This is a genomic window from Dyadobacter sp. HNCC25DJ183 (genome assembly GCF_056895175.1).
On sequence record NZ_JBXHAP010000010.1, the window covers coordinates 275,336 to 301,579 of the forward strand.

The 26,244-nt window shown below is 46.8% G+C and carries 23 protein-coding genes; 15 read left to right on the plus strand and 8 right to left on the minus strand.

Annotation, left to right across the window (positions count from 1 at the left end; genetic code table 11):
• Positions 1–4 precede the first annotated feature (4 nt).
• From glgP to AC1XTG_RS24280, 6 genes are all read right to left on the minus strand, one after another.
• On the minus strand, positions 5–1,651 hold the full coding sequence (glgP, locus tag AC1XTG_RS24255) for an alpha-glucan family phosphorylase (RefSeq protein ID WP_484843755.1): 1,647 nt from the start codon (positions 1,649–1,651) through the stop codon (positions 5–7).
• An 85-nt stretch (positions 1,652–1,736) separates the two neighbouring features.
• Positions 1,737–2,861, minus strand: coding sequence for a multinuclear nonheme iron-dependent oxidase (locus AC1XTG_RS24260; RefSeq protein WP_484843756.1), 1,125 nt, complete (start codon positions 2,859–2,861; stop codon positions 1,737–1,739).
• Between the two features lie 11 nt (positions 2,862–2,872).
• On the minus strand, positions 2,873–3,025 hold the full coding sequence (locus tag AC1XTG_RS24265; protein ID WP_484843757.1) for a chryseobasin-related MNIO class RiPP peptide: 153 nt from the start codon (positions 3,023–3,025) through the stop codon (positions 2,873–2,875).
• Between the two features lie 137 nt (positions 3,026–3,162).
• Positions 3,163–3,822 (minus strand): hypothetical protein, encoded by a 660-nt coding sequence (locus tag AC1XTG_RS24270; RefSeq protein ID WP_484843758.1) that lies wholly within the window; start codon positions 3,820–3,822, stop codon positions 3,163–3,165.
• Between the two features lie 91 nt (positions 3,823–3,913).
• Positions 3,914–4,480: a hypothetical protein gene (locus AC1XTG_RS24275; RefSeq protein WP_056291597.1), complete on the minus strand. Its 567-nt coding sequence runs from the start codon at positions 4,478–4,480 to the stop codon at positions 3,914–3,916.
• 108 nt (positions 4,481–4,588) lie between these two features.
• Positions 4,589–5,353, minus strand: a complete 765-nt coding sequence (locus AC1XTG_RS24280) for a 3-keto-disaccharide hydrolase (RefSeq protein ID WP_056291752.1) — start codon at positions 5,351–5,353, stop codon at positions 4,589–4,591.
• Positions 5,354–5,545: 192 nt separating this feature from the next.
• Between AC1XTG_RS24280 and AC1XTG_RS24285 the strand changes: the two genes are divergently transcribed.
• The 3 genes from AC1XTG_RS24285 (at position 5,546) to AC1XTG_RS24295 (ending at position 12,111) form a co-directional block, all read left to right on the plus strand.
• Positions 5,546–7,396, plus strand: coding sequence for a 3-keto-alpha-glucoside-1,2-lyase-like domain-containing protein (locus AC1XTG_RS24285; RefSeq protein WP_484843759.1), 1,851 nt, complete (start codon positions 5,546–5,548; stop codon positions 7,394–7,396).
• 28 nt (positions 7,397–7,424) lie between these two features.
• Complete coding sequence (locus AC1XTG_RS24290; protein ID WP_484843760.1) at positions 7,425–9,386, plus strand: c-type cytochrome; 1,962 nt, start codon at positions 7,425–7,427, stop codon at positions 9,384–9,386.
• Positions 9,387–9,585: 199 nt separating this feature from the next.
• Positions 9,586–12,111 (plus strand): hybrid sensor histidine kinase/response regulator, encoded by a 2,526-nt coding sequence (locus AC1XTG_RS24295; protein ID WP_056291603.1) that lies wholly within the window; start codon positions 9,586–9,588, stop codon positions 12,109–12,111.
• Here AC1XTG_RS24295 and AC1XTG_RS24300 read toward each other — a convergent pair.
• Both AC1XTG_RS24300 and AC1XTG_RS24305 read right to left on the minus strand, forming a co-directional pair.
• Complete coding sequence (locus AC1XTG_RS24300) at positions 12,099–13,466, minus strand: sigma-54-dependent transcriptional regulator (protein ID WP_056291605.1); 1,368 nt, start codon at positions 13,464–13,466, stop codon at positions 12,099–12,101. The genes AC1XTG_RS24295 and AC1XTG_RS24300 overlap by 13 nt on opposite strands.
• Positions 13,467–13,601: 135 nt before the next feature.
• The gene (locus tag AC1XTG_RS24305; protein ID WP_484843761.1) at positions 13,602–13,907 is read right to left on the minus strand and encodes a hypothetical protein; all 306 of its coding nucleotides are present in this window, start codon (positions 13,905–13,907) and stop codon (positions 13,602–13,604) included.
• Positions 13,908–14,462: 555 nt separating this feature from the next.
• On the opposite strand from AC1XTG_RS24305, the gene AC1XTG_RS24310 reads away from it, so the two are divergent.
• The 12 genes from AC1XTG_RS24310 to AC1XTG_RS24365 all read left to right on the plus strand — a co-directional run bounded on the left by AC1XTG_RS24310 (position 14,463) and on the right by AC1XTG_RS24365 (position 26,231).
• Positions 14,463–15,188, plus strand: coding sequence for a ferritin-like domain-containing protein (locus tag AC1XTG_RS24310; protein ID WP_056291611.1), 726 nt, complete (start codon positions 14,463–14,465; stop codon positions 15,186–15,188).
• A gap of 28 nt (positions 15,189–15,216) precedes the next feature.
• Positions 15,217–16,008, plus strand: coding sequence for a ferritin-like domain-containing protein (locus AC1XTG_RS24315; protein ID WP_056291615.1), 792 nt, complete (start codon positions 15,217–15,219; stop codon positions 16,006–16,008).
• A gap of 208 nt (positions 16,009–16,216) precedes the next feature.
• The gene (locus AC1XTG_RS24320) at positions 16,217–17,449 is read left to right on the plus strand and encodes a sulfite oxidase (RefSeq protein WP_484843762.1); all 1,233 of its coding nucleotides are present in this window, start codon (positions 16,217–16,219) and stop codon (positions 17,447–17,449) included.
• Between the two features lie 9 nt (positions 17,450–17,458).
• Entirely contained in the window at positions 17,459–17,851 is a 393-nt protein-coding gene (locus AC1XTG_RS24325) for a hypothetical protein (RefSeq protein ID WP_484843763.1), read from the plus strand.
• Positions 17,852–17,883: 32 nt separating this feature from the next.
• Positions 17,884–18,438, plus strand: a complete 555-nt coding sequence (locus AC1XTG_RS24330; RefSeq protein ID WP_484843764.1) for a thermonuclease family protein — start codon at positions 17,884–17,886, stop codon at positions 18,436–18,438.
• 12 nt (positions 18,439–18,450) lie between these two features.
• Positions 18,451–19,050: a hypothetical protein gene (locus AC1XTG_RS24335; protein WP_484843765.1), complete on the plus strand. Its 600-nt coding sequence runs from the start codon at positions 18,451–18,453 to the stop codon at positions 19,048–19,050.
• Positions 19,051–19,147: 97 nt separating this feature from the next.
• Entirely contained in the window at positions 19,148–20,287 is a 1,140-nt protein-coding gene (locus tag AC1XTG_RS24340) for a hypothetical protein (protein ID WP_484843766.1), read from the plus strand.
• Between the two features lie 69 nt (positions 20,288–20,356).
• Positions 20,357–21,748 (plus strand): hypothetical protein, encoded by a 1,392-nt coding sequence (locus AC1XTG_RS24345; RefSeq protein ID WP_484843767.1) that lies wholly within the window; start codon positions 20,357–20,359, stop codon positions 21,746–21,748.
• A gap of 32 nt (positions 21,749–21,780) precedes the next feature.
• A complete protein-coding gene (locus tag AC1XTG_RS24350; RefSeq protein ID WP_484843768.1) occupies positions 21,781–22,290 on the plus strand; it encodes a GNAT family N-acetyltransferase in 510 nt (169 codons plus the stop codon).
• A 138-nt stretch (positions 22,291–22,428) separates the two neighbouring features.
• Positions 22,429–24,147 carry an AMP-binding protein gene (locus AC1XTG_RS24355; RefSeq protein WP_484843769.1) on the plus strand — a complete coding sequence of 573 codons (1,719 nt, stop codon included), beginning with the start codon at positions 22,429–22,431 and terminating at the stop codon, positions 24,145–24,147.
• A gap of 67 nt (positions 24,148–24,214) precedes the next feature.
• Positions 24,215–24,946 (plus strand): alpha/beta fold hydrolase, encoded by a 732-nt coding sequence (locus tag AC1XTG_RS24360; protein ID WP_056291639.1) that lies wholly within the window; start codon positions 24,215–24,217, stop codon positions 24,944–24,946.
• A gap of 79 nt (positions 24,947–25,025) precedes the next feature.
• Positions 25,026–26,231, plus strand: coding sequence for an alpha/beta hydrolase family protein (locus AC1XTG_RS24365; RefSeq protein ID WP_484843770.1), 1,206 nt, complete (start codon positions 25,026–25,028; stop codon positions 26,229–26,231).
• The last annotated feature ends 13 nt before the right edge of the window (positions 26,232–26,244 follow it).

The window sequence follows — 26,244 nt, forward strand, 5'->3', positions numbered from 1 at the left end:
CGGCCTAGTACAACTTTTCGTAATACTCTCTCGCCATACGATCGGAGTTGAATGGTACACTCACGTCGTTCATGCTGTTGAGTACCATTTCCCGCCACTTTTTCTGACCATTATAATACGTCGGAATCACCTCACGTTCGAGCTTTTCCATCAGGTTATCACAGTCCTGCTTGTTGATATCATCGCCTTTCGCAACCGGCAGCAAAAATGAGTTTTCACCATCTTTTGCAAATTCACAGATCCAGCCGTCGAAAGTTGAAAGGTTAAGCGACGCATTCATCGCCGCTGTCATTCCGCTGGTACCCGAAGCTTCACGGGTCACTACGGGCGTATTCAACCAGATATCCGAACCGTCTTTCAACAGCTTGGAAAGCGCCAGTTCATAACCCGTCAATACTGCCAGATTAGGATAAAGGTGACTCAGATAGAAAAGCCGGTTGAATGTATTGACTGCATCTTCATCTTTCGGATACGGTTTACCTGCCCAGATAACCTGCACCGGCTGCTGGATATTGTTCATCATCCTCGTGAACCTGTTCATATCCCATACAAGCATATCCGGCCGCTTATAGGCTGCAAACCGGCGAGCCCATACTATTGTCAGTACATTCGGGTCAAATATCTTACCGCATTGGTCAGCTACGGTTTTAAATAATACTGCTTTCAGCTCTTTCTTCCTGGCTGCTATGCGGTCGGTATCCTTATCGATCCTGGCTTGTTCCAGCTGAGGATCAACCCAATATGTATTATTTTGTGCATTGGTGATGTGCCCGATCGGCGCAATGCCCGGAAATGCCTTCCACATCCCCCGCGACACTTCGCCGTGCAGTTTGGATACTCCGTTTGCATTCCGGCTCAGACTTAATGCTGCGAGAGAATGGTTGAATATATTATCCTTTATCCCACTGATCTTCTTGATCGTAGGCAGATCCAGTCCTGAGAAAAATCCGAGCTTTTCCAGAAAACCGACTTCGTGTTTTTCATTTCCGGCTTCTTCCGGAGTGTGTGTTGTAAAAACAACGCGCTTTTTCACTTCATCCACTTTCCCGTACTTTTTGTACAAAGAGAAAACGGCTGAAACCGCGTGTGCTTCATTAAGGTGATATACTTCCGGCTCATACCCCAGTTCTTCCAAGAGCCGCGCGCCACCTATCCCAAGCACCATGCATTGCGCTACTTTGTAAGTCGGGTCGGCATCATATAAAGAATAACTGATCGCTCTTGTAGTATCATCATTTCCGTCTGTATCGGTCGTCAGCAGGAACATCGGAGCGGTTTTGAACACTTCTGGATCCAGATAATATGCTGCTACCCAGACCTTCTTGCCCATTACCGGTATCTGAAAACGGATTTTTGTGTCAGTCAGGAAAGAGTACATCTTTTCTCTGAACTCCGGCTGCATACTGCCGTCTTTGGCGCGGCCCTGGTCGTAATAGCCATATTTCCAGAGCATACCAACACCGATAAGGTTCTGTTTTAATGCATATACACTGCGCATGTGCGAGCCTGCCAGAAATCCCAGACCGCCTGAATAGATTTTCAGCGCCTGGTCGACGGCGAACTCCATTGAAAAGTATGCAACTGATTTTTTGTATTGATTATCCGGGGTAAAAGGATGTTTGTAAGGAAGTGAAAACGTGGACTTAGCCATTGCTAGGAGTTTTGTTGAAAATTGACAGCCGAACCCGGCCACTATACGTGCTACAAAATTGTGCCATCAAGTTAATCAACCTATTTTAAAATCCGCCCTTCCATTTTTGTGCGATGTTCATTGCCGTTTGCAGCATATGCGGTTCCCAATGTTCAATGTGCCAGTCGGTATCACTAAGGTCAGAAGCATTCAGTAGCCTCTGCGCCTCTTTGAGGTCGCCGGCTATTTCCAGAATGTTTGAAAGCTGCATTTGCTGCTGGTACAAAGCCAGGTCTTCGACGGGCAAGCCAGCAGGAGAAGTCGGCGAGAAAGGCAGGAAGTTGTTTGCCGAAATGCGGCCGGTTTCTCCAACTGACTTAATAATGTGGTCCATTTGTAGAAAATCTTTCTGAAAATCCGCCTGCTTTTCGGCTGTATCCAGCGCGGTGCCCAGCTGCTCCATTACCACAAACTTCAAATCAGGACAGCGTGGAATTGCTTGCCTCAGATACTCGAAAACTTCGGGCGGTACTGCCTCATCGTGCGTATCGCGGCGCACTATCCTGCCAGGAATCTGCGCATCCCAGCTACCGCCTGAGATATGCATTTCGCGCACGCGATCCAGCGGGTAAAAGGAAAGGAATTCAGTAAAGTCAAGTTCAAAATTGTGACACTGACAATACAGGTTATGCAGGTCGAGAATAATGAAGCCGTTGACACTTTCCACCAATTGGGCCAAAAAATCTCCATGCCGCTTTACCTCATCCAGCGAATAGGAGAAAGCCAGGTTCTCTAAGCCGACCGGACAATTACACGCATTCTGAATGCGCGCCAGTCTGTCTTTCCCGATAGCCAGTGTTGATGCATTGAAAGGAATGCCGAGCGGCGCGCCTTTGTGGAAGTCGGAGCCTGTCATGAAACCGAAGTGCTCCGTAACGTGATCAAAATGAAACTGGCCGCAGAGCTTGCTGAGCTGGTCCAGCCAGTGTTGCTGCTCCGCAGACCATTTTCCGGAAAACAAGGAAAAATAAACGCCGTGACCGATCAGTCTTCCCTGATCGCTGAACTCTCCAATCAGGTCCGTAAACCATTCAGGCACTACATCAGCTTTGAAAAGCGCATCGAAAGACCATTCAATGGCTTCTACTTTTTCCATTTCAAATAACGGAATGGACGATTGCAGAATGTGCGCGTCGAGGTTGCAGGCGATTGTGGAGAATATCTGTGGCATAGGAGTAACGATCAACCCATTCCGCAGCCAGGGCAAGGATACATGGTGCGTGTTTTCGCCTTTTTCTCTTTTCCGGGTTTGATATCAATGTCGGCGCAAGCGGTAATTGTGCTCAACGCAACTGCAACGGCGACAGCCTGAAGTACTGATTTCGAAATTTTCATATTTGAAATGGATAAGGTGGAACCGGAATATGCTATCAAGATGAAAATTTATCATAATTCGTTGTAACCATCGTGTATTAAAAATGCAAAATGCCCGACTTTCGGCCGGGCACTTAACAATATCTGCTTTGAACAGACTATTTACCAAACAGTCTGGCCCAGAAGCCTTTTGCTTTCGTCTTGGTTTCCACGTATTTCTCCGACGCGGCTTCTTTCAGTTCTTCCATCTCAATCTCTGCCTTTGCTTTCAGCTCTGCTGCTTTTACCTGTGCTTCGGCCAATTTCTCGGCGGCTACTTCTCTGGCATCCTCAAAAGCTTCGGCGGCATCTTCCCTGAGGTCCTCATATTTGTCAATAGCAGCTTCTTTCAGGTCCGCAGCTTTTTCCGACAGATCTTCGTAAATCTCACCTGCCTTATCCTTGCCTGCCGCAATGCCCAGTTCAACCTCATTTTGCAGACCAGCAAATGTCGATTTCGCTTCTTCCGACTTCTCTTCTGCAAAATCTTTTACTTCTTCTACCTTATCCCCTGCCGCCGCTCTGACCTCCTGCACTTCGGCAGTTGCCTCCTCTTCCAGCTCCGCAACCGAGTCTTTTGTTTCTTCAATGGCCATTTCAGCTTCTGCTCTCAGATCGTCCGTCGTTTCATAAACTTCCGTTTTGATCCCGTCTGCACCTTCTCCTACCTCCTCCACGATCTCATCTCCTGCTGCTACGGTTGTAGCCTTGATTTCTTGTGTTGTAGTTTCCAGCGATTCTTCTGCATCTTCCGGAAATGGTTTGTCGTTTTCGGCCATTGCTAACAGGTTTAAGGTAAAAAGTTGATACACTTAAAGTTGTAAGCTACAAAGGAGTTTGGATGTTACAAACAAACGGACTTGCTTTCTTTCATTCTAACCTTCTAACCATCAAATTTTTAACCAGCTCATAAAATGGCTCCGGCTGCAAGGTGCGCCAGTTGCCAATGTGCAGCGTACCGCCAAAATTGATAAAGTAATCGAGCCTGAACTTCTTCCATTGCTCCTCCACATGCTCCCTGAAATTGACAGCTGCGATCCAGCCGTCTTCGATATCATCAAACCATTCGGCATAGTAATCATCTTCGTTGCCGTGGAAGTCGAGCAGGTTTTCGCCCATTAATATAAATTGGTTGATCCCCTCGTCAACAAGCGGGTCCACGACCTGTCTTTTGAAGAACATGATATCGTTGTGCAGCGCATCGTTCCATTCACCAAATACTTCGATCACGGCAAAGCGCTTTTTGTAATCAGCGAAAATAATCTTCACGTAAAGCGTCTCCGACCCTATTTCGTCCCAGAGCGGGTGGATATAGTAGCCGTAGATCGCATTTTCATAATAGTCGAGATTGTAAGTCCTGCCGAAAAAGGGCGACTTCTCATCGTGACTTGCCACATAATGTTTTTCCCAGTTATAATAGGGTTCTATCTCCTGCATAATCGCTCCTTGTAATGGGTACTTACTTTATTTTATTACAAAACAAAAAAGGCTTAAACGATGTTTTAAATCGTTCAAGCCTGATAAAATTATTGTACCTGTTATCTCTTACAACTCGCGGATCCAGACGTTGCGGAAGCTCGTTGTGTTATTGTGGTCCTGCAATTTGATAGGTCCTTTTCCGTGCGGCTCAATGGTTGGCTGGCCCACGTAAGGAGTTGTACCCTGGATCATCGTGTGGTTTTGCACCAAAACTCCATTGTGGATCACGGTAATGTAAGGCGGAATTGTCATTTGACCGTCTTTGTTGAAATGCGGCGCAGTGTAAACCACGTCGTAAGTCTGCCACTCGCCCGGTCCTACTGAAGCATTTACCAGCGGCATGGTTTGCTTGTAAATAGAGCCTGCCTGTCCGTTTGAATAAGTTGCATTGTTGTAGCTGTCGAGTACCTGCAGTTCATAAATTCCCTGCATAAAGATCCCGCTGTTGCCACGTCCCTGTCCGTTTCCGTCCACTTTCGCAGGAGTGCGCCACTCAATGTGAAGCTGATAGTCACCAAAGGTCTGTTTAGTCTGGATATCTCCTGATTTTGGAGCAACCGTCATTGCGCCGTCTGCAACTGTCCACGGAGCAGCTGATTTTCCGTCTTTACCTGAAACCCAGGCGTCGAGGTTTTTACCGTCGAATAAAACGATGGCATCGGAAGGTGCAGTAAAGCCCGAAACCGCAGAAGAACTTTTACCTGGCGTCACAACACGGGGCACCGGGCTCCACAATTCGCTCGATTCCGGCGTTTGTTTGGCAGGTTGAAGTTGTGCATGAGCAGCAAACGCCGTAGCCAGGCTGAACGCGGTAAGAATTAATTTTTTCATTTTAAAAATAAACTTTTTAGTCAGATAAAACTGATTGAAAAATGCGTGAAAACGCACCAAATATCAAAAGCAGGCAGCCTCACGATTCTCATCTAATTAAATGCAATTTTACCAATTCTTATCACGTAATTTGCACCGATTCGGCGACCTGCGGCCGGTATTTAATCAAAAACCTACCAAGCTTACCCAAGTATGTTTAAAATCAAATGTTCGTTTTTACAGTTAATCGTTTGTGGCATAGCGGTTATTGTAAGTCAATCTGCTTATGCCCAGCAACCTATTCCTCTTGACAATCTCAGTGCATTTACCACCAAATCCGATAACTGGAAAATCGTCGGAAATGCGTCTGCTGACATTTCAAAAGAAAATGTGCTGACTACAACACCCGGAAAAGGCGTGTTGGCCTGCATTCATGAAAAAGGAAAATACGGAAACCAGTATGAGCTGATCTCCAACTTCAAGCACGGCGACCTTGACATTGAAATGGACTTTATGCTGGCGAAAGGATCCAACTCCGGCATTTACCTGCAAGGAAACTACGAAGTACAGCTGTTTGATAGCTGGGGTAAAAAAACAGCCAAATACAACGACTGCGGTGGTATTTACGAGCGCTGGAATGATTCAAAGCCGGAAGGCGAAAAAGGCTATGAAGGATACGCACCGCGTTTCAATGTAGCCAAAGCACCGGGTTTGTGGCAGAATATCAAGATCTCCTACCAGGCGCCACGTTTTGAAGCGAATGGAAAAAAGGTATCCAATGCCGTTTTCCTGTCCGTAGTACTGAACGGAATCATCATTCACGAAAACGTAGAAGTGAGCGGCCCAACCCGCGGCTCCCTGACTGCCGAGGATGTGGCAATGGGACCTATCCGCATTCAGGGCGACCACGGTTCACTGGCTATCAGGAATATTGTTATCAACAATTTTGATAAAAAACCAGGTACCCTTTCCGAGCTGAGCTACAAAACTTATTACGGCAGCTTGTCCGAAACAGAGGACCTATCCAAGCAAACTCCTGCTGAAACGGGTAAAACGGACGCATTAAGCTGGGAAATCCTGAAAGAGAACAACAACTACTCCTACGTTTACACAGGAAGATACAATGCACCAACCGCAGGTGAATACAATTTCAAATTGCAGGCTTCTGGTAATTCTTACCTGAAAATCGACGGAAAGTTTGTGATCGACCAGCAATGGAAGAACAACAACGAATTCCGCACTGGTGCGGTAAACCTGAAAGAAGGCGACCATACCATTGAGATCTTCAACAACAAAAGAGACGGCTGGATGCGTCCCGTTCTGGGATTGTGGGTAAGCGGACCTGGCTTCCGAGAAGTGGCTTATCACAGCAAAAGCTCCGTTATGGCATCAGGCTCCACCGATCCTATCCTGATCACTGCGGGTACCAATACCATTACGCGCAGCTTTATGGATTTCAAAGCAGATGACAAAGGCAAGAGACAGCGTGCGGTTCACGCGGTATCTGTGGGCAGTCCTACCAACCTGCATTATACCTATGACTTGGACAAAGGCAATGTGTTGCAGGTATGGCGCGGCGAATTCCTGGATGCTACTCCTATGTGGCACGATCGTGGTGACGGCTCTTCCCGCCCGCGCGGCAGCGTTACGTTGCTGGGCGATGATATGATTTTGGGTAAAGTAAGTGGCAAATCGAAGTGGGCGGCAGATACAGCCGGCAGCGGCTACCGTCCGAAAGGCTATGTGCTGGATGATCAGGATGTTCCTACATTCCAGTACCAGGCATTTGGCTCGACTGTTACCGACTATATGTCGATTGTTAACAATCAGTATTTTGAAAGGATTATCAAAGTAAATAACCCGACTAAAAATCTGGTTGCAAGATTGGCAGATGGCGCGAACATTGAGAAGGTTTCTGACGCTCTTTACGCAGTTAACAACAAATCGTACTACATCCAGCTTGCCGACAAGAACATCAAACCCGAGATCAGAAGTATTGACGGACGTCAGGAATTGATTGTTCCGGTGACGAATGGCGAAGTGAAGTATTCCATCCTATTCTGATTAAATCCCAATAGATACCGCATTGATAATGAAAAAATTAATTCAGATTACATTCATTTTCTTGGCAACACTTAATGTGCTGAAAGCGCAGGAGTCGCCCAAAGAAGAAGATTTTTACAAGATCATTACCCCGCCCATTCCGGAAGGCATTATCCTTGAAGTAGGTGGATTGACTACCATGCCAAACGGATCACTGGCGATTTCAACACGTCGCGGAGAAGTCTGGATCGTGGATAATCCTACCAGCCGCACGCCTTATTTCAGGAAATTCGCGACAGGTTTGCACGAAATACTCGGTTTGGCTTACAAAGAAGGTGCATTGTACTGCGCACAACGTGGCGAGCTTACCAAGCTGGTTGACAAAAACGGCGACGGCAAAGCGGATGTTTACGAAACAGTGTACCAATGGCCGCTTTCAGGACACTACCACGAATACTCTTTTGGCCCGAAACTGGCACCAGACGGAAGCTTTTTCGTGAGTGGTAACGTAGCGTTTGGCGATGAAGAATGGTGGAGAGGCGAAAGCCGCGTTCCTACCAGAGGCTGGATTTTCCACATTACCAACGATGGTAAATATGAACCTTACGCAACGGGAGTTCGCTCCCCTGCCGGTATCAGCATGCTGAATGGCGAGCTGTTCTATACCGACAACCAGGGTGACTGGATGGGAACTGGTGCTATTTTCCAGGTTAAAAAAGGTGGTTTTATGGGGCACCCGGCTGGTTTGAAGTGGGCTGGACTTCCTAACTCACCTGTTAAGTTAACTGAGAAGCAATTCTTTGCTGAAAGAGATAACCGCCAGAACAAAGACGCAAATGGCCGCGCGATCAAGCCGGAAAATACATTGAACGAGACTCCTCAGTTCTTGTATCAACTGAAAGAAAAATACGATATGGTACAGCTTCCGGCAGTTTGGCTGCCTTACGGTGTACACGGAGTTTCTACTGCTGAGCTGATCCTTGATGATACCAAAGGTGGTTTTGGTCCATTTACCGGCCAGGTTTTCGTGGGCGACCAGGGACAGAGCAACATCATGCGGATTGTCATGGAAAAAGTAAAAGGGGAATACCAGGGAGCAAGTATCGGTTTCCGCAGCGGGTTCCAGTCTGGTGTTTTGAGAATGGCATTTGATAAGGACGGTTCCATGTTCGTGGGTGAAACCAACCGTGGCTGGGGCTCGGCAGGTGACGCAAACCAAGGTTTGCAGCGCCTCGTTTGGAATGGGAAAATGCCTTTCGAAATGTATACTGTAAAAGCGCAGCCTGATGGTTTTGAAATCGCATTCACAATGCCGGTTGACCGCAAATCAGCAGAAGACCTGGATTCTTACAAAGTGAGCAGCTATCTGTATAAACACTACCCTGTTTACGGTAGCCCGCAGATCAACCTGGAAGATGTGAAGATCAAAGGTGTGAAGGTATCTGACGACAACAAAAAAGTACGTATCGTACTTGACGGAATGCGCCAGTACTATGTTCATAAGATCTCGCTGGAAGGTGTGAGAGCAGCTACAAACAGCTGGTCACTGGTTCACCCTGACGCTTACTACACGTTAAACAACATTCCTGACGGCGAAAAACTGAAAGTTTCTGAACTGAAAACTATGCGGTCCGGAAGCACAAGCTCTGGCGTATCTTCAACAGGAAGTGCTTCGGGTCCTTCTTCCGCTGCCAAAGAGCACGTTTCCCCGGACGGAAAGGGAAAGCAAGCCGCAGCAGTGAGCAGCAAAGCACCAACCTGGGCGGAAATTAAACCGATCCTTGAAAAGAATACCTGCCTTGCCTGCCACGCGGCCGAAAAGAAGGTAGTGGGTCCATCTTACCAGGATGTTGCCAAAAGGAAATATTCGAACGAGAAAATAGTTGACCTGATTTATAATCCTAAGCCTGAAAACTGGCCGGATTATGCAACACCGATGGCGCCAATGCCGCAGGTTCCAAAAGCGGAAGCGGCCAAAATCGCTGCGTGGATCAACTCTCTTGCCAAATAAGCATTTTCGAAATCCGAAATTGCATTTGCAACAGTTACAAAAGGTTGTCTGTTAAACAGGCAACCTTTTGTGCTTTTGAAGTCCTGATACTTTCTCAGGAAAGCTGTATCTTCACACTATAAGTCAGACAGATGCAGGTCCAATTGCAAGTTTTGTTGTCTGAAATGCGTTAGTTGATATTGAATATCGTAAGTCTGCTATGTCAATTCTGCGTGACCTTTCTTTTTTGAAATCCGTCAAAGGCAAGATCTTCCTCGGCTTTTTCGTGGCATCCATTGCACTTGGTGCATCGTGGATTATCACCAATCTGGCTTTCCATCAGATCATGGGAAAAGTGGAGATGATCTCTACACCCAATGACAAGCTGCGGCTGGTTAATAAAATCTTCAAGAATATCCTTCAACTGGATCATCTGCAGCGTATCCGGCGAATGAACGATGAAGAGCATAAGGCGGCCGTCATGTACAAATCTGCAGAGCTGGCAGCCACGCTTGATTCACTCAGCGAAATGAGCCTTGATGATCCGTACCAGATCATACGGATCGATTCAATGAAGAATATCCTGAAAGAGCGTGATAAGATTTATGGCAATTATGTCAAAGTCCGCTCCAAGCTGGTCAATACGAAAACACTGGAAGACGAGGTCAAGAACATCTCAGGGTTAATCACTACAAAGCTCAGACCGGACAGTACGGTAGTCAAAACCGAAAAGCGCACGACGACCACCACTATTTATACAGTACCTGACTCTGTTCAGAAAGCAACGGAGAAGAAAGGATTTTTCAACCGCGTTTTTGGCGGCTCCAAAAAGGGCAAAAAAGAACAGGTAACAGCCCCAGCCCCGAAAGTAGTGCAGCGGCAGGAAGTGAATGTGGAAGTGGATACCATTAAAGTTGCACAGGAAGATAGTACAATCGAAAAAGTAGGGGAAGCGGTACACGCCATTGAAAAAGCGCAGAAAAAACGGACAATAAGCTTTGTAGATAAGGAGCAGGAACTCGCTACCGCCGGCAATTCCCTGGTTAATCAACTTCTGAGTGTCATGCAGGAAGTGGAAGGCCAGGTGCTGAAACAATCGGATCTCGACAGCCGCCAGGCCAATTATATGGTCAACAAAAGCATTGATATGCTGAAATGGGTAATGGTCGGGTTTTTCCTGTTAACCGCATTGCTGATCTACCTGATTTTTACGGATATTACTAAAAGCAACGATTACCGCAGCCAGCTGGAAGAAGCCAAAGAGGAGGCCGAATACCATAGTATGGCAAAGCAACGGTTTCTGGCCAATATGAGCCACGAGATAAGAACCCCGCTGCAATCCATTCTCGGCTACACAGAAGCTTTGAAAAAAGCCGACAAGCCGCGCAAGCAGGATCTGGAAACGCTCTATTCCGCCTCCGAACATTTGCTTTACCTCGTCAACGAAGTGCTTGATTACAGCCGCATTATCTCTGACAGGTTTACATTCGAGGAGCGTGTTTTTGCGATAACGCCGCTGTTGAATGAGGTTATCCAGGTGTTGAAACCAAATGCAAATTCCAAGAACCTTTCGTTGCGGATCGAAAATCTTTTGCCCGCCAACCTTTACCTCTGCGGAGATCCGTTCAGGTTGCGCCAGGTTTTGTACAATCTGCTTACCAATGCGATCAAATTCACAGACAGCGGAGAAGTTGTATTAAAAGTGAATAGTGTTGAATTAAACAACAATGTACAGGTAGAATTCATCGTTGCCGACACCGGAATAGGATTGTCGCCTGAACAGGTACAACGCATTTTTAACCAGTTTGAACAAGCCGACTCGTCCATTTCCCGTCGCTACGGGGGAACAGGCCTCGGTCTCACAATCGTAAAGGCGATTGTGGAGGCAATGCGGGGGAATATACGCGTTAAAAGCAGTCCCGGGCAGGGCACGACTTTTTTTGTAACCGCCAGTATGAAAAAAGCTGACACACTGGAATTGACAGAGGAAGTACCTGAGAGAGACTACCACGTGACCGGCAAAGTGTGGCTGGTGGACGATGATTCTTTCATTCTGAAATGGTGCTCTTCCGTTCTCGAAATGAACGGCATTCCGCATAACTCATTCTCATCTGCCGAAGAAGTACTTAACCGGCCCTGGGATAATCAGGTTAAATTCGTGCTGACGGATATGCGCATGTCCGGCATGAACGGGGCAGAGCTTTGCAAGAGGCTGCGGAAAGTAGCCAGCCCAGACGTAAAATTCTTTGTTTTAACTGCGCAGGCGCTTCCGGAAGAACGTGCCAACCTGCTTAATCTTGGTTTTGACGGGTATTTGATGAAGCCATTTCATTCCAAGGAGTTATTGGAATTGCTGGAATCCTCGTCGGCAACGCGAGGTCAGATCAGGGAGCACAGGCCCATAGAACTGGACTTTACAATGCTCAATGAAATGACTTTCGGGGATGAAAGTTTAATGCGGGAAATCCTCGACCAGTTCGTGAAAGACTCCCGCCAGGATGTAGAGGCGCTGGAAATACACCTTGAATCCCGCGAGCTGGATAAAGTAATGGAAATCATGCACCGAATGGCGGGACGAACCGGGCAAATCGGCGCGAAAGAGCTTTCGGCGCGTTTCCGGGTTTTTGAAATTGAGCTGCGCAATGATGTAACGCAGGTTCCTTTTGCTGATATGCAGCAAATCACGCGTGATGCAAGATCGGTAATCGAGCAAATAGAAGAAAAAGCGCTCGCTTACTCGATCTGATATTTTTCTATCTTATAATAAAGGGTCTTTCTGTCGATGTTCAACAACTTGGCAGCCTTGCTCTTGTTGTAACGCACTTCCTGCAACACCTTCTCGATCATTTCTTTTTCATGCGTCTCCTGCAAAGCTTTCAGGTCCGAGCCGGTTGGCTTTTGCGTACCTTCCATAGCAGTAATCATTTCAGCAGGCAATGCACTTGAAGTTGCTACTTCTTCTTTTGACAGCAGTACCAATCTTTTAATTACATTATTAAGCTCCCGCAAATTTCCCGGCCAATCGTATTTCTGGAAAATCTCCATTACCTCTTTCGAAAGCTCTCTTACATTACGGTCGAGCTCCTGATTGGCTTTGTCTACAAAGTGCTGAATAAAAATGCCCAGATCTTCGCCGCGCTTCCTCAATGGGGGCACTTCGATTTTGAACTCATTTAAACGGTGGTAAAGATCTTCTCGGAAATCACCGGCGGCGGCACTGGAAATCAGGTCTTCATTGGTTGCTGCAATCAGCCTAACATCCACTTTTACCTGCTGGGTGCCTCCTATCGGAACGATGATACGTTCCTGCAGAGCGCGTAATAGTTTGATCTGAACGTCGTAGCCAAGGTTACCAATTTCATCCAGAAATAAGGTACCGCCGTCGGCCGCTTCAAACTGACCGATTTTGTCCAGCAGCGCACCTGTAAATGCACCTTTTTTATGCCCAAAAAGCTCGCTGGCAGCCAGTTCTTTGGAAAGCGAACCGCAGTCAATCGCGACAAACGGTCCATTACTACGTTTGCTCAGCTTGTGAATGGATTTAGCTACGTGTTCTTTCCCTGTACCGCTTTCCCCCTGAATGATCACCGACATATCGGTCGGTGCCACAAGGCGAACATACTCGTATAGCTGTTTGGATATTTTGCTTTTACCCTCGATATATTCCAGGGATTGTTTATCGGATTTAGCACCGCTTTTAGCCTTGGGCGCGCCCTTTACACTCGACACCTCACCTTTGTTAAGTGCCTCACGGAGAACCATTAACAACTCTTCCGGATTAACCGGCTTGGTAATATAATCGAATGCACCCAGCTGCATGGCGGTGACTGCTGTTCTTACATCATGAAAGCTCGTCATGATGAATGCAGCTGTCCTGTTCCCCTCTCCACGCAGTGTTTTCAAAAAATCCACAGAGTTACCGTCTGGCAGGCGATAGTCCAGCATCAGTACTTCAAACGGCCCATTGGGATCGTTATGGAGTGCTTCTCTCGCCTCTTTCAAATCTGAACAAGCCCTGACCTGGTGTCCATGTTTGCCAAGAAAGTTGGTCAACAGTTTAGAAAAGGTGGTATCGTCTTCAACGAGGAGCAGGTGAGCCATGAGAATAAAGTATGTCAGAAATAAATAGCTAACTAACGAGCCGATGAAATGTAAAATTATAAAAACAAAAGTCAAAAAGCCGGAGAAATGTCCGGCTTTTCATTGTGACAGCAGCAAAATGAAGGGCCAGCGTTCTCAGTCCACTTTTCGCCCATATTTGTCAAGACTTACTATAGTAGTCTCCTCGCCTTTTTTGAGATTGATTTCGTAGTACTGAGCATTATTTTCCCGTGTAATCAGGTATGCACTAGCCACTTTCCAGTCTGCATAACCATCACCGGAGAGGGTAGTTTTTACAGCTTCCGGCAGATCTTCCGGTCTTACCGCCACCTTACTTTGCTCCACTGACTGGACAGCAAACGGTGCACCTGAAACGTCCGCAACTGTGGCGGAAAATGTGAGGCAAATGCCTAGTATAGTTCCAAAAAAAAGTTGTTTCATCACATTGAATTTAATGTAAGTACTGCATTAAAGGCGTATTTCCCTGATGTACCCGCAACAAAAAAAGCTTTTTCGATGCTCTTAAAAAAACTTTACGAGATCATTCTCGCAAACCAGTGCATGATCAGAAATACTTTGTTACAGCCGTTAACTCAGAATTTTCATAGCAAATCGGGCTTTAACCGAAACGGGGCTACTTGTTACTGCAAATTATTCAACAAATTTTTAATATAAACTATGAAAAAGAAACATTTCAACTATCTTTGCATAGTAGGTTTTTTCTACACAAAGGTAGAATGTTTACTACACGATATTAGCGCTATACATTCAAAGTTGAATCTCTGTTGGCATTTTTTCTCAACGTTATTTAATACCTATCGCTTAGTTTTAAACAAAAAGAGCCTGGAAACAGGCTCTTTTTGTTTTGGTACTCGCCCGTCATCCATTTCGGAACTCAAAATTGTTTTTCCCTCTCTTCTGATCTAAAGCTTTTCGAAGGGCGTAGGTCTTTACAAATCTTTCGAGGTACGAAAGAGCTCAATAACCTTTGAAGCTATGAACCAATTATTGAAACCAAACACCAATTCTGCTAAGGAAGAAGGAGGCAATGTGTCGCCGGTGAACAGGCGCTCATTCCTGCGTGCAGCCGGTATCGCTACCTCACTGGGCACTATCGCACTCACTACTGCTTGTAACGATGACGATGATCCAAATCCTACTAACCCCAGCGGCGACACCGTTGATCTTGGCTCGGGAGATGTAGGTGTATTGAACTATGCATACGCGCTGGAACAACTCGAAGCTGCTTTCTATTCACAAGTGATTACTACGCCGTACGCCGGCATGACCGACGCGGAGAAAATCATCCTGACGGACATCCGTGATCACGAGATCATTCACCGGGATTTTTTCAAAGCTGCATTGGGTGATAAGGCGATCAAAGGTCTGACCCCAAATTTCGCAAGCATCGATTTCACTAAGAAAGATGCGGTTCTGGGTGCTGCCAAGTTGTTTGAAGATACCGGCGTTGCTGCATATAATGGTGCGGGCAAGCTGCTTAAAGATGGTGGAAATTTATTGCTGGCTGGCAAAATCGTATCCGTGGAAGCACGCCACGCTGCTGTGATCCGTGATTTGATCAAACCAAAATCGGCTGACTTTGCTGGTGACGACATTATTGATGCCAACGGAATGGACAAGGCTGTTTCGCCCGCGGATATCCTTGCAGCAGTTAAAGGATTTGTCAAAGAAACCATCAACGGAGCCAACGTCGGCAAATAATCTTCACAATTAATCTGAATCAGAAATCATGGATATATTTAAAATAATTGACGATTTTCAAAAAGCCGACGGTGATACAGTGGGCAGACTTGAATACGCGACACGCCGCCATTTCATGAGCAAAATGAGTAGCAAAGTGGCTTTGGCCGCTGTACCTACTATGTTCGCGAGCATTGTCAACAAAGCATTCGGACAATCGGCTGCTGCTGTGGATGTACTGAACTATGCTTTGACACTGGAATACCTGGAAGATGAATTTTATAAGGCAGGACTTGCTGCTGCCAACCTCATCCCGGCCAGCGACAGAACTATTTTCACACAGATCGGCAAACACGAAACGCAACACGTGGCATTTCTTGTTAAAGCACTGGGTACGAAAGCAATTGCAAAACCATCTTTCGACTTCCAATATGGTGGCGCATTCGGTGATGTGTTTTCTAACTACAAAACATTCGTAACGGTGTCGAGTGCGCTGGAAGATACTGGTGTTCGGGCTTACAAAGGACAAGCAGGCGCATTGCTTGCTGATCCGCAGATTCTCGAATATGCATTGCAGGTACACTCGGTAGAAGCACGCCACGCGGCAGTAGTTCGCAGACTGGCTGCTACTGTGACGGGAAATGCGGCAATGAAAGGTTGGATTACGGGCAAAGAAGGCGCTGTACCTGCTATTTATGCAGGCGAAGAAAACATGACCCAAGGCGGCAAAGACCTGAAAAATCTCGCCTCCAAAAGCGATGCGGCTATCACAGAGGCATTTGACGAGCCTTTGACCAAGCAACAGGTACTGGCCATTGCAGGACCATTCATAAAAGCATAATTGTAAATTCTCCCTGTTGGACATATACATACACTTGTCAGGTGACAGTATGTTCGAAATGTTACAGCACACTATGTTTGACCTTGAAAAGGCTACCCGATGGTAGCCTTTTCGCATTTCTGGCGGGAATGTCAATTTTCCGGCTGGTTAACCGGGCAGTATTATTAAATTTGATTATTGATCAATACTAAAATATCCTGAACCTATAATGAACCCCGCGTTTAACAGAAGAGGTTTTTTGAAAAAAAGCGGCTTGACCGTGCTGGGTACCGCACTGGGCAGCCAGATGGTTTTTGCAGACCGGATGCCTGAGGGATATGTACCTCTTGCATGGGATGAAGGTGATGCGCTGAAAGGTAAAAATCCGGAAATGATCGTTCAGGGAGACAAACCCTGGAATGTTGAATCGCCCGTACACCTGCTTGACGATAAGGTTACACCGGTGGACAAAATGTTTATTAGGAACAATGGCCTGATACCCGAAAAAATAGATGTGAGCAAATGGACACTGACGATTGACGGTGAGTCGGCCAAGGCAACCAAGACCTATACACTGGAAGAACTTAAAAAGAAGTTTAAAACCTATACTTACCAGCTTGTACTTGAATGCGGGGGCAATGGACGCTCGGGCTTTACGCCGCAGGCTTCGGGTAACCCGTGGGGCCAGGGCGCTGTACATTGCGCTTCGTGGACGGGTGTACGTTTAAAGGATATCCTTGCTGATGTGGGCATTAAAGATGATGCTGTTTACATCGGGTACCATAGCAAAGATCTGCACCTGAGCCGCGATCCCAAAAAAGAATCTATCTCGCGCGGCGTGCCCATTGCAAAAGCGCTTGAAAATGAAACTTTGATCGCCTGGCAATTGAATGGAAAGGATATTCCTGAATTCCATGGTTATCCGCTACGCCTTGTGATCGGCGGCTGGCCTGCTTCTGTTTCGGGTAAATGGCTGAGCGGGATTTCTATCCGCAACAAAGTACATGACGGGGCTAAAATGGACGGACATAGTTATAAGATGCCCAAAAGCCCGGTAGCACCCGGTGAAGATGTTCCGCAGACAGACCAGTATTTCAGGATCATTGAATCAATGCCGGTGAAATCGCTTATTACTTATCCTAAAACGGGCGCGATGATCAAGCCGGACAGCGAACTTGCATTGCGCGGTCACGCCTGGGCGGGCGATCTGAGCGTGAAGAAAGTGGAAGTATCCATTGATTTTGGCTCAACCTGGAAAGAATGCAAACTGGAAGCGCCTGTTAACCGGCTTGCCTGGCAGCATTGGGAAAGCAAAATCAAGTTTCCTACGACGGGCTACTACGAGGTGTGGGTTCGTGCTACCGACTCCAAAGGTGTGGCCCAGCCCATGGTTATTCCAGCCTGGAACCCGGGCGGATACCTTAATAATGCGTGTGAAAGAATTGCAGTGAAAGTTGGTTAAAACGAAACTATGAAGTTATTGATAACGCTGTGCACCAGCCTGGGCATTCTGCTTTTTTCAGTTAGTGAACAAGCCAAGTTACCAGTGCAGCACGTGGCTGCTTCATTGGCAGACACAGTTAAAAAAGACCCTGAAACGGGATTAGTTACAGATGGAAATCTGTACCTGGTAAAAGCGCAATGCACTACTTGCCACAACTCCAAGCTGATCCTTCAGAACAGGTTTACTCGTGACGGCTGGAAACAAAAAATCCGCTGGATGCAGAAAAACCACAATCTCTGGGATCTGGGCGAGACAGAAAAGCCCGTGCTGGATTATCTGGAAAAGCATTACGGCCCCACTGTTACCGCTGCCCGAAGAGCGCCATTGAAAGATGTCAAATGGTATAAGCTCGACCAATAGTCCATTTTATTTTATTACTGAATAGCGTACGCGTGCAATCCTTTTTGAATTTCCCAGCCGGAAAACTGGCATTTCTGATCTGTTTTCCGGTTTTGAGTGCCTTTGTTAATTCCCCATTAAATACATCAGCAGAAAGCCGCTTTTTACAGGCTGATCCTTCGAACCCGCTTAAAGCTGAGGTGATCGGAATACAGGACGGGGATACCATTGAGTTGAAATACATTTATACCGGCAGAAAAGCAGGCCAGAGAGCAGGAAAGAACATCCGGATCAGACTGCTTCATGTTAACTGCCCGGAACGCGGCCGGCCCTATTACAAGGTTGCGAAGGATTTTACTTCCAAATACTGCTTCCGAAAGGTGGTACAGATTCGTCACACCGGCGAGTTTGACAGATATGGTCGCCTGCTTGGGGAAGTTGTAATTCCAGGCGGTAAGATTTTGAACAAAGAACTGGTAAAGAACGGGCTGGCTGTTCATTTCAAAAAATACTCTTCCAGTATGGAATATGCCAACCTGGAAATTCAGGCAAAGAAGCAGAAGCTGGGTATTTGGAGCCAGCCTGGTTTGTATACGGGTAAATATTAAAACTGGTCAGCGATGAATAATCCCGCATTATTTAAGATCCTCTATCAGGACGAGACGCTTTTCTATTTAGGGGATATTAAAACTGCCACTCAGGAGACTGTGGCAAGGGTTGAAAAAAAACCAGAACCGGCAACCGTGCAGACCAATGTAACTGTGACGCCAGCCATTCCGGCAATTCCGCCGAAGTCGGCTATTCCTGCGACGCCAGCTATTCCCGTCGCCGCTCCTGAATTCCCACAACTGCGGCACAAGATCTTGATCCTGATTGACGAGCCGAAGCAGGAGGAAATGCTTGCATCAGAAGCCGCTTTTTTGAACAACATCCTGAAAGCTGTCGGACATTCAACCGACCATTCTGACATTCTCAATTTCAGTTTTTTGTCAGGCACCGATGCTACAAAGGTGTTTAAAGACAAGAAAACTAATTACTTTATCACGTTTGGCGTGCCGCTGATCAAGCTGCATCTGGATCTGCTGCTACCGCCTTATACCCCAAAAAATATCGAGGGTGTCTGGTTCCTTTTAACTGACCCGCTCGTGGTAATTGAAGCCGACCGCAATCTGAAGAAAAAACTCTGGCAAGCTTTACAGAAAATGTTTGAAGTGTCCTAGATCTGAGTGAGTTACCTTTTTTAATAGCCGATCATCACAATAATGTAGTGAAATTCTGTGTTTTCATGGATAATCGCAGGTTAACCCATGAAAAGCTATGGCAAAATTCACTGAATACATTGCAAACTGGTTCCGCGCGAAGGAGGCCGACGAGAACCAATATTATGATGATGAACCTGTCGAGGTAAATGCAAATCCCTCCCCAACTTCCTCAGTAACTGCAATTCAACAAACAACTTTATCGGAAAACAAGCCAGGTCAGGCAGAACCTGTGTTGCAACAGCCTGCATTCAATGCACAGGAATTGCCGAAAGTGGACGTAACAATTCCATACTGGCTGGAAGACGAAGATATGCTGCGTGATGAAGGTGTTTTGTTTGGATTGTCAGAATCGGACCCGAATGAAAAAACTGACATTATCCAAAAGTACTTTTCAAACCTTGCGGCTGGTCACATCGCCAATATAGAGCAGCAAAACGAACGTATTCAGGAGCTGAACCTTTTTATTGGCCAAAAAAATAACCGGATCGATGAGTTGCAGGAGCGACTGAAACTTCCGGCCGGCCAGCAGACGACTGAGCACCACTTACCAAGAACGCTGATTGGAATTACCTTGTGCATTGCCATGTGCATTGGTAACTTCTTCCTGATCCGCGAGTCGCTCAAACCCGTTTTCAATGATAATTCCTGGATCGCGCTGGGCGTTTTCCTGGCAGGTATGTTCAGCCTTTTCGGAAGGATTTCATTGTTTCACGATACGGAGTTGAAAGTAACCTGGAAATCGCTGCTGGAAGAAGTAGGACTTCCGTTTGCATCCGCACTGTTTGTTTTTGCCAATGTGATCACCCACCAGACCTGGTGGCAGGCATTTGCACTTTTCATCTTTGTTTTCTTCCTCTTCCTTTTTGCCGGAAAACTGCTGCTGAGCAATATCACAGTACTTCGCAATGATCTGCAAGCCTGGCTGAACATCCGGAAGGATCGCCAGGATTCCAGTGATAACCAGTACAACTGGGAGGCAGAATGCCAGATTTTACAGGGAGAAATTGATGAATTAAGGGTCAAAAAGTGGCAGGTTTTAAGGGAACAAAGTACAGCCGAAACAGAGCGGGACAAGCTGTATGCCAAACGTGATATGCTGATCAAACTCTTCGAAAGTGAGTTCTATCTGGCCCGACGCATGAAAAATGAGCTGACAACCCGGCAGCTTAACCTCATTCAGAAGAGCTCCAAGTAGCATTATAGCCCAGGCTTATGGCCTGATTTTTTATCCCATTCTCATCTGATCAATCAAAAATAACAGGTCATGAACGAGCAGAATCCAAACGAACACGGCGATTACCAACGCGGCTACACACGCGGCATTGAGGGGATTGACCGTCAGGTTTATGAAGCATATTTGTCCAGCGATGTTAATCATGACTGGATCCAGGAGCGGCTCACTTCCAAAAAGGAAGAGCTCTCCTCCATTAAAACGTCACACCAGGAAACACGCCAGCTGCACAAGGTAGCTTACGATAAGCTCCAGACAGAAGTAATGGAGCTGAACCGTACTGCCAGACAAATGCAGGACCTTGAAAGGAATGTAGCAGATATCGACCTGCAAACAGAACAGTTACGGGAGAAAAGAACCGAAAAAGCGCCTTCGTACTCGCTGGTAGCAGGACTTATCTTTCTGGCAGCCGGTATTTCGTTCATTGCAGGTGACCTGATCATCTCGCATGAAATTGTTGCCTATGCATTGAATATCAGGAATTCAAATGAAGCCTGGGCATTTGCAATAGGTTTGGCTATGCTGTCAATCCTGCTGAAACCTGCGTACGACAGGTTGGTTGAAGAACCTTACCACAAGAATGAATCGCCTAAGGCGAGGTCAAGATATGCAGGATTCAAGCTGGTGCTTTCAATTTTCGCCATTGTTACCCTGATTATCCTTGGCTGGTTCCGGTATGAGGCTTACCGTACCGATAAGCTGAAAGAGGCGATCAACAAATCTGTCAAAAACCTGCAGTTAAATGCGGTGGACCCGATGACGGGCGCACCTATCAACAGCCCCGAGCTGACCAACAAGATCGAGAATGCGCTTCGCAACTCGGACCAGCTTAACCTGGATCTGGTAAACAGTCCCTGGGCATTGCTTTCTTTCGTGTTAAGTGGTGTTTTGTTCGCTGTTGCAGGTGCGGTGTCGCTTGGAATGGCACTGCCGGTCTTGCAGGGTTTTTGGTACCGGTGGCTGCAAATTGATCCTAAACTGGGCAGACTGAGAAGACGTCGTAAAAAGATCATCAAAGCAATGGAGCCACTGCAGGAGCAGCTGACCTTGCACATGACGCAGAAGAGCATTCTCGAAAATGACCTATCCGTACTACCCGCATTGGAAGAACTCAGGGAAGAAGAAGCACGGATCCGCGCTGAAATTAATACTTTGGAAAACGAGCGCAGAAAAGCACTGACCGACAGTCGTATTCAATCTTTTGGTGACGGATACGAACATGGAAAAGTGAGTCGAGATGTAATGAGCGAAGAAGAATATGATTCGTGGAGAGACAGTCACCTGACGGTTTCAAATCTGGCTTTACGTGCCAGATCAAATGCTTCGGCCGATCGCGCGGTGCAACGCGCAAAGAGCACAGGAATGCGCCCGCACCAGGCGATCAGAAAAGCAATTACAGATCGTTTCGACGAAAACAACTCATAGTTTCCTAAATTGGGGGTCGATATTGGATTAACATGATTGAGACCCCCCATTTAAGAATTGTCCCCTGCGACGACACGCTTTTCGATGCGATCCGCATGGGAAATCATACACTTGCCCGCGTCATGGGTGTGAATGTCCCTAAGAAATGGACAGAATTCCGTGACACATTTACGCCTTCTTACCATCGCTGGAAAGCCCACCCGCCTTTGCGCAACTGGTGGGTTTATCTCATTATTTACAAGCCTGACAACCAGCTTATCGGATCCTGCGGATACAAGGGAGAGCCGGATGCCAGTGGAATGGTGGAGATCGGCTATGAAATTACGCCGTCGCACCGCGGCAGAGGACTGGGAACGGAGACTGCAAAAGGGTTGCTCGACCATGCATTCCGCCAGCCCGGCGTACACAAGGTAATTGCTCATACCCTGGCTGAGGAAAACGCCTCTGCACATCTGCTGGAAAAAATCGGATTTGTTCATAAAGAGGATGTTACTGATCCGGAAGACGGTTTTCTCTGGCGTTGGGAGATAGCCCGCAGATAATAGGTACAGGCTGGTTTCCGTTTAAATGACAGGACAATGCGATTAAAAATTATTGCATTGTGTTGATAAACTTTTGGCTTAATTAGCTACTTTGAATCCGTCAAAAGTTTGTTTTGCAGAACCCTTACCCACACCAATATGACCGGCATATCAAAGAATTCCTATCCCTGGCTTCGGAATTATCCCGAAGGCATTCCTTTCGAAATCAATCCCGAGGCTTATTCTTCATTGCTTGAAATGATGGAAGTGAGCTTCCGGGAAAATACCGACAAGCCTGCTTATACCAACATGGGTAAGTCGCTCAGTTTTGGCAAAATCGATGAGCTTTCAAGGAATTTCGCGGCATATCTGCAGAGTGTGGGTTTACAGCAAGGTGACCGGATTGCCATACAAATGCCCAATTTGCTGCAATACCCGGTCGTGATGATGGGCGCATTGCGGGCCGGACTGGTGATTGTAAATACCAACCCGCTTTATACCTGCCGCGAGATGCAGCACCAGTTTAAAGACTCGGGTGCGAAAGCGATCGTGATCCTGGCGAACTTTGCTCAAAACCTCGAAAAGGTTATTCAGAACACCAATATCCAGCAGGTTATCATTACTGAAATCGGCGACCTGCTTGGCTTTCCCAAGAAGCTGATCGTGAACTCGGTGGTGAAATACATCAAGAAAATGGTTCCCGAATACCACATTCCGAAAGCGACCAGCTTTTCAAATGCAATTTCGATCGGGGCGGGACTTACTTATAAGAGGCCCAACATCTCAGGTCTTGACATTGCATTTATCCAATATACGGGCGGCACCACCGGTGTTTCCAAAGGCGCAATGCTGACCCACCGGAACCTGATCGCCAATGTGGAAGGTATCAATGAATGGCTGATGTCCAAATTGCGCAACTCGCAGATATCCGGCCAGCTGACCCTGATCGGCGCACTTCCGCTCTATCACGTTTTTGCATTAACGATCAATGGATTGTGTGGGATCAAATGGGGCGCATTGAATGTGCTGATCACCAATCCGAAAGATCTTCCGGCCTTTGTCAAAGAACTGAAGAAGTTCAGGTTCCATATTTTCCCCGGCCTTAATACGCTGTTCAACGGGCTTTTAAACAATGCGGATTTTGCTTCCGTTGATTTTAGCCAGCTGAGAATCACTATTGCTGGTGGAATGGCGCTGCAAAAAGTAGTAGCCGAACGCTGGGAGAAAATTACCGGATGTCCACTCGTGGAAGGTTACGGGTTATCAGAGACTTCGCCGGTACTTTCAGTCAATCCGCTTGACGGGCACCACAAGCAGGGTACCATCGGGCTCCCTTTTCCGAGTACCGAAATGCGCATTCTGAAAGATGATGAAACCTGGGCGCCTGTGGGTGAAAAGGGCGAAATCTGCGCGCGCGGGCCACAGATTATGCTGGGCTACTACAATCGCCCGGACGAGACTGTGAAGGTAATTAAGGAAGACGAAAGTGGGCGGTGGTTCAAAACAGGGGATATCGGCATTGAAGATGCAGACGGTTTTTTCAAGATCGTCGACCGGAAGAAGGATATGATCCTGGTTTCCGGTTTCAATGTTTATCCAAATGAAGTAGAAGATGTAATCGCCCAATGCCCGGGTGTACTGGAAGTTGCCTGCGTGGGCGTTCCTGATGATAAATCCGGCGAGATGGTAAAAGTTTACATTGTAAAAAAAGACCCCGCGCTTACGGTGGAGAATGTAAAGGATTACTGCCGCGAAAACCTGACGGGCTATAAGCGGCCGCGTGAAATTGAATTCCGCACCGAGCTTCCAAAAACCAATGTGGGCAAGATCCTGCGCAGGGCATTGCGTGAGGAAGAAATGGCAAAAATTGCCGGGTAGGGCACCTTTGGGAATGTGTTTATGTATATTTAGGCAAAAGAGTTCTCAACAATGAAAGCCGATTTATATGAATCTACACCGAAAAACCCTGGTATTGCTACACGGCCACGGAGCAGATGACACCATTTGGGACTACGTTGATGCCGTTATAAATGACGAGTTTACGATCGTCAGACCTAATATTTCACTTTTTACATTTTGCCAGTCCGTGGAAGATTATGCGGACGAGCTGCACCGTTTCCTGACGAACGCCGGCATTTCCCGGTTTACGCTGATCGGGCACTCAATGGGCGGCTACATCGCCCTTGCTTTTGCGGAAAAGTACCCTGATATGCTGGAAGGCTTCGGGCTTTTCCATTCCACAGCTTTTGCAGACGATGAGGCGAAAAAGGCGCAGCGTGGCGATATGATCGAGTTGCTCAGAAATGAGGGAACGGCCGCTTTTATCACTAAAACTGCTCCTAACATGTTCGGCGACAGGTACAAGGAACTGTTCCCCGAGAAAGTGGAAGCGCATATTGAATATTTCAAAAAGCTGCCAGCGGAAGCCTTGATTTCCGGACTTACTGCAATGCGCAGCCGGCCTGACAGAACAGCTGTACTTGCCTCAATGCCATTTCCGGTTTTGTTCATTATCGGAATGCAGGATAAGCTGATCCAGTTTGAAAGTGTGATCTCCCTTTCGGAATATCCGAAACAAAGCTACCCCTTTATCCTGGCCGAAGCCGGTCACATGGGAATGGTGGAAAGGCCTGATGCGACCGCAAGAATGATCAGCTGGTATATGGGCAAAATATAATCATTGATAAATAGTCGATTAGCGATCAAAAAAGGGTGAACGTTCGTTATAACAGCGATCGCTCACCCTTTATTCACTTATGCGAACCTTTACACCAATCAAACAATCTAAGAAAATCGTTTTTCTCCTTTTCTGGAGTCTGCTTCTGCTTAATTCCTGTAATGATGATAACCCGGTGGTTGAACCGCCTGTTGAGGATCAGTTTTTACAGAAAAGCGAAGATGTGAAGCAGCTCTCCCGCGAGCAGGTTTTACAGCTTGCAAATGATCTTAGTCCGATCCTCGGTGGATATGTCAAGAACGGGATCAAGGTTTATAAACTTTCTTATAAGACGAAAAACACGGACGGAACTGAAATTACGGCATCCGGAGCCCTGATCATTCCCGATACGGACCAGCCGGTATCGATGATCAGTGTGCAGCATGGTACGATCCGGGAAGATGCTGCTGCGCCTTCTTATTACAACAATAACACCGAAGCCGCGCAGTTTGGCTCCTTGTTTGGTTCAATGGGCTACATTATCTCCTATCCGGATTATATCGGTTATGGCGAATCCAAAGCTCTTCCTCATCCTTACGAGCATGGAGAGAGCCTGGCATCTGCTTCGCTGGATATGTTGCGGGCTGCAAAGGAGTTTTTGAAAAAACAGGATGATGTAAAATGGAATGAAAAGCTGTACGTAGCCGGCTATTCGGAAGGGGGCTATGCAACAATGGCGCTGCATAAGAAGATCGAGGAAGAAGCTGCTTCTGAATTCAACCTGAGGGCTTCAAGCTGTGGCGCGGGCGCTTACGATAAGACGGCTTTTATGAACTACATTATTAATAATAATACCCAGGGTGTTGCTTCCTACAATGCACTTTATCTTTGGGTACTTCTGACTTACGATCGGATTTACAAGCTGAACCGGCCCGCTTCCTATTACTTCAAAGAACCATTTGCAACCCGCATTGCACAGTCGGGTATCAATGTGACTATTTCCCAGAGCTTCGACACGATTTTGAACGAATCATTTAAAACCGCATTGAATGATGGGAACGACAAAGGTTTCAGGGATGCGGTTGCTGATAATGATGTATATAAATGGAAACCGAAGGCGCCAATCCGTCTGTACCACGGCAATGATGACAATCTCGTTTTTTATTTTAATTCTGAGAATGCATTTAAAACAATGCAGGGACTTGGCGCGGATATACAGCTGACAACTGTTCCGAAAGGAAATCACGGCTCGTCTGTTCTTCCTTTTCTGGCTGGTACCCTGTCATTTTTCACTTCTACTCCATAACCGGGATAGTTTT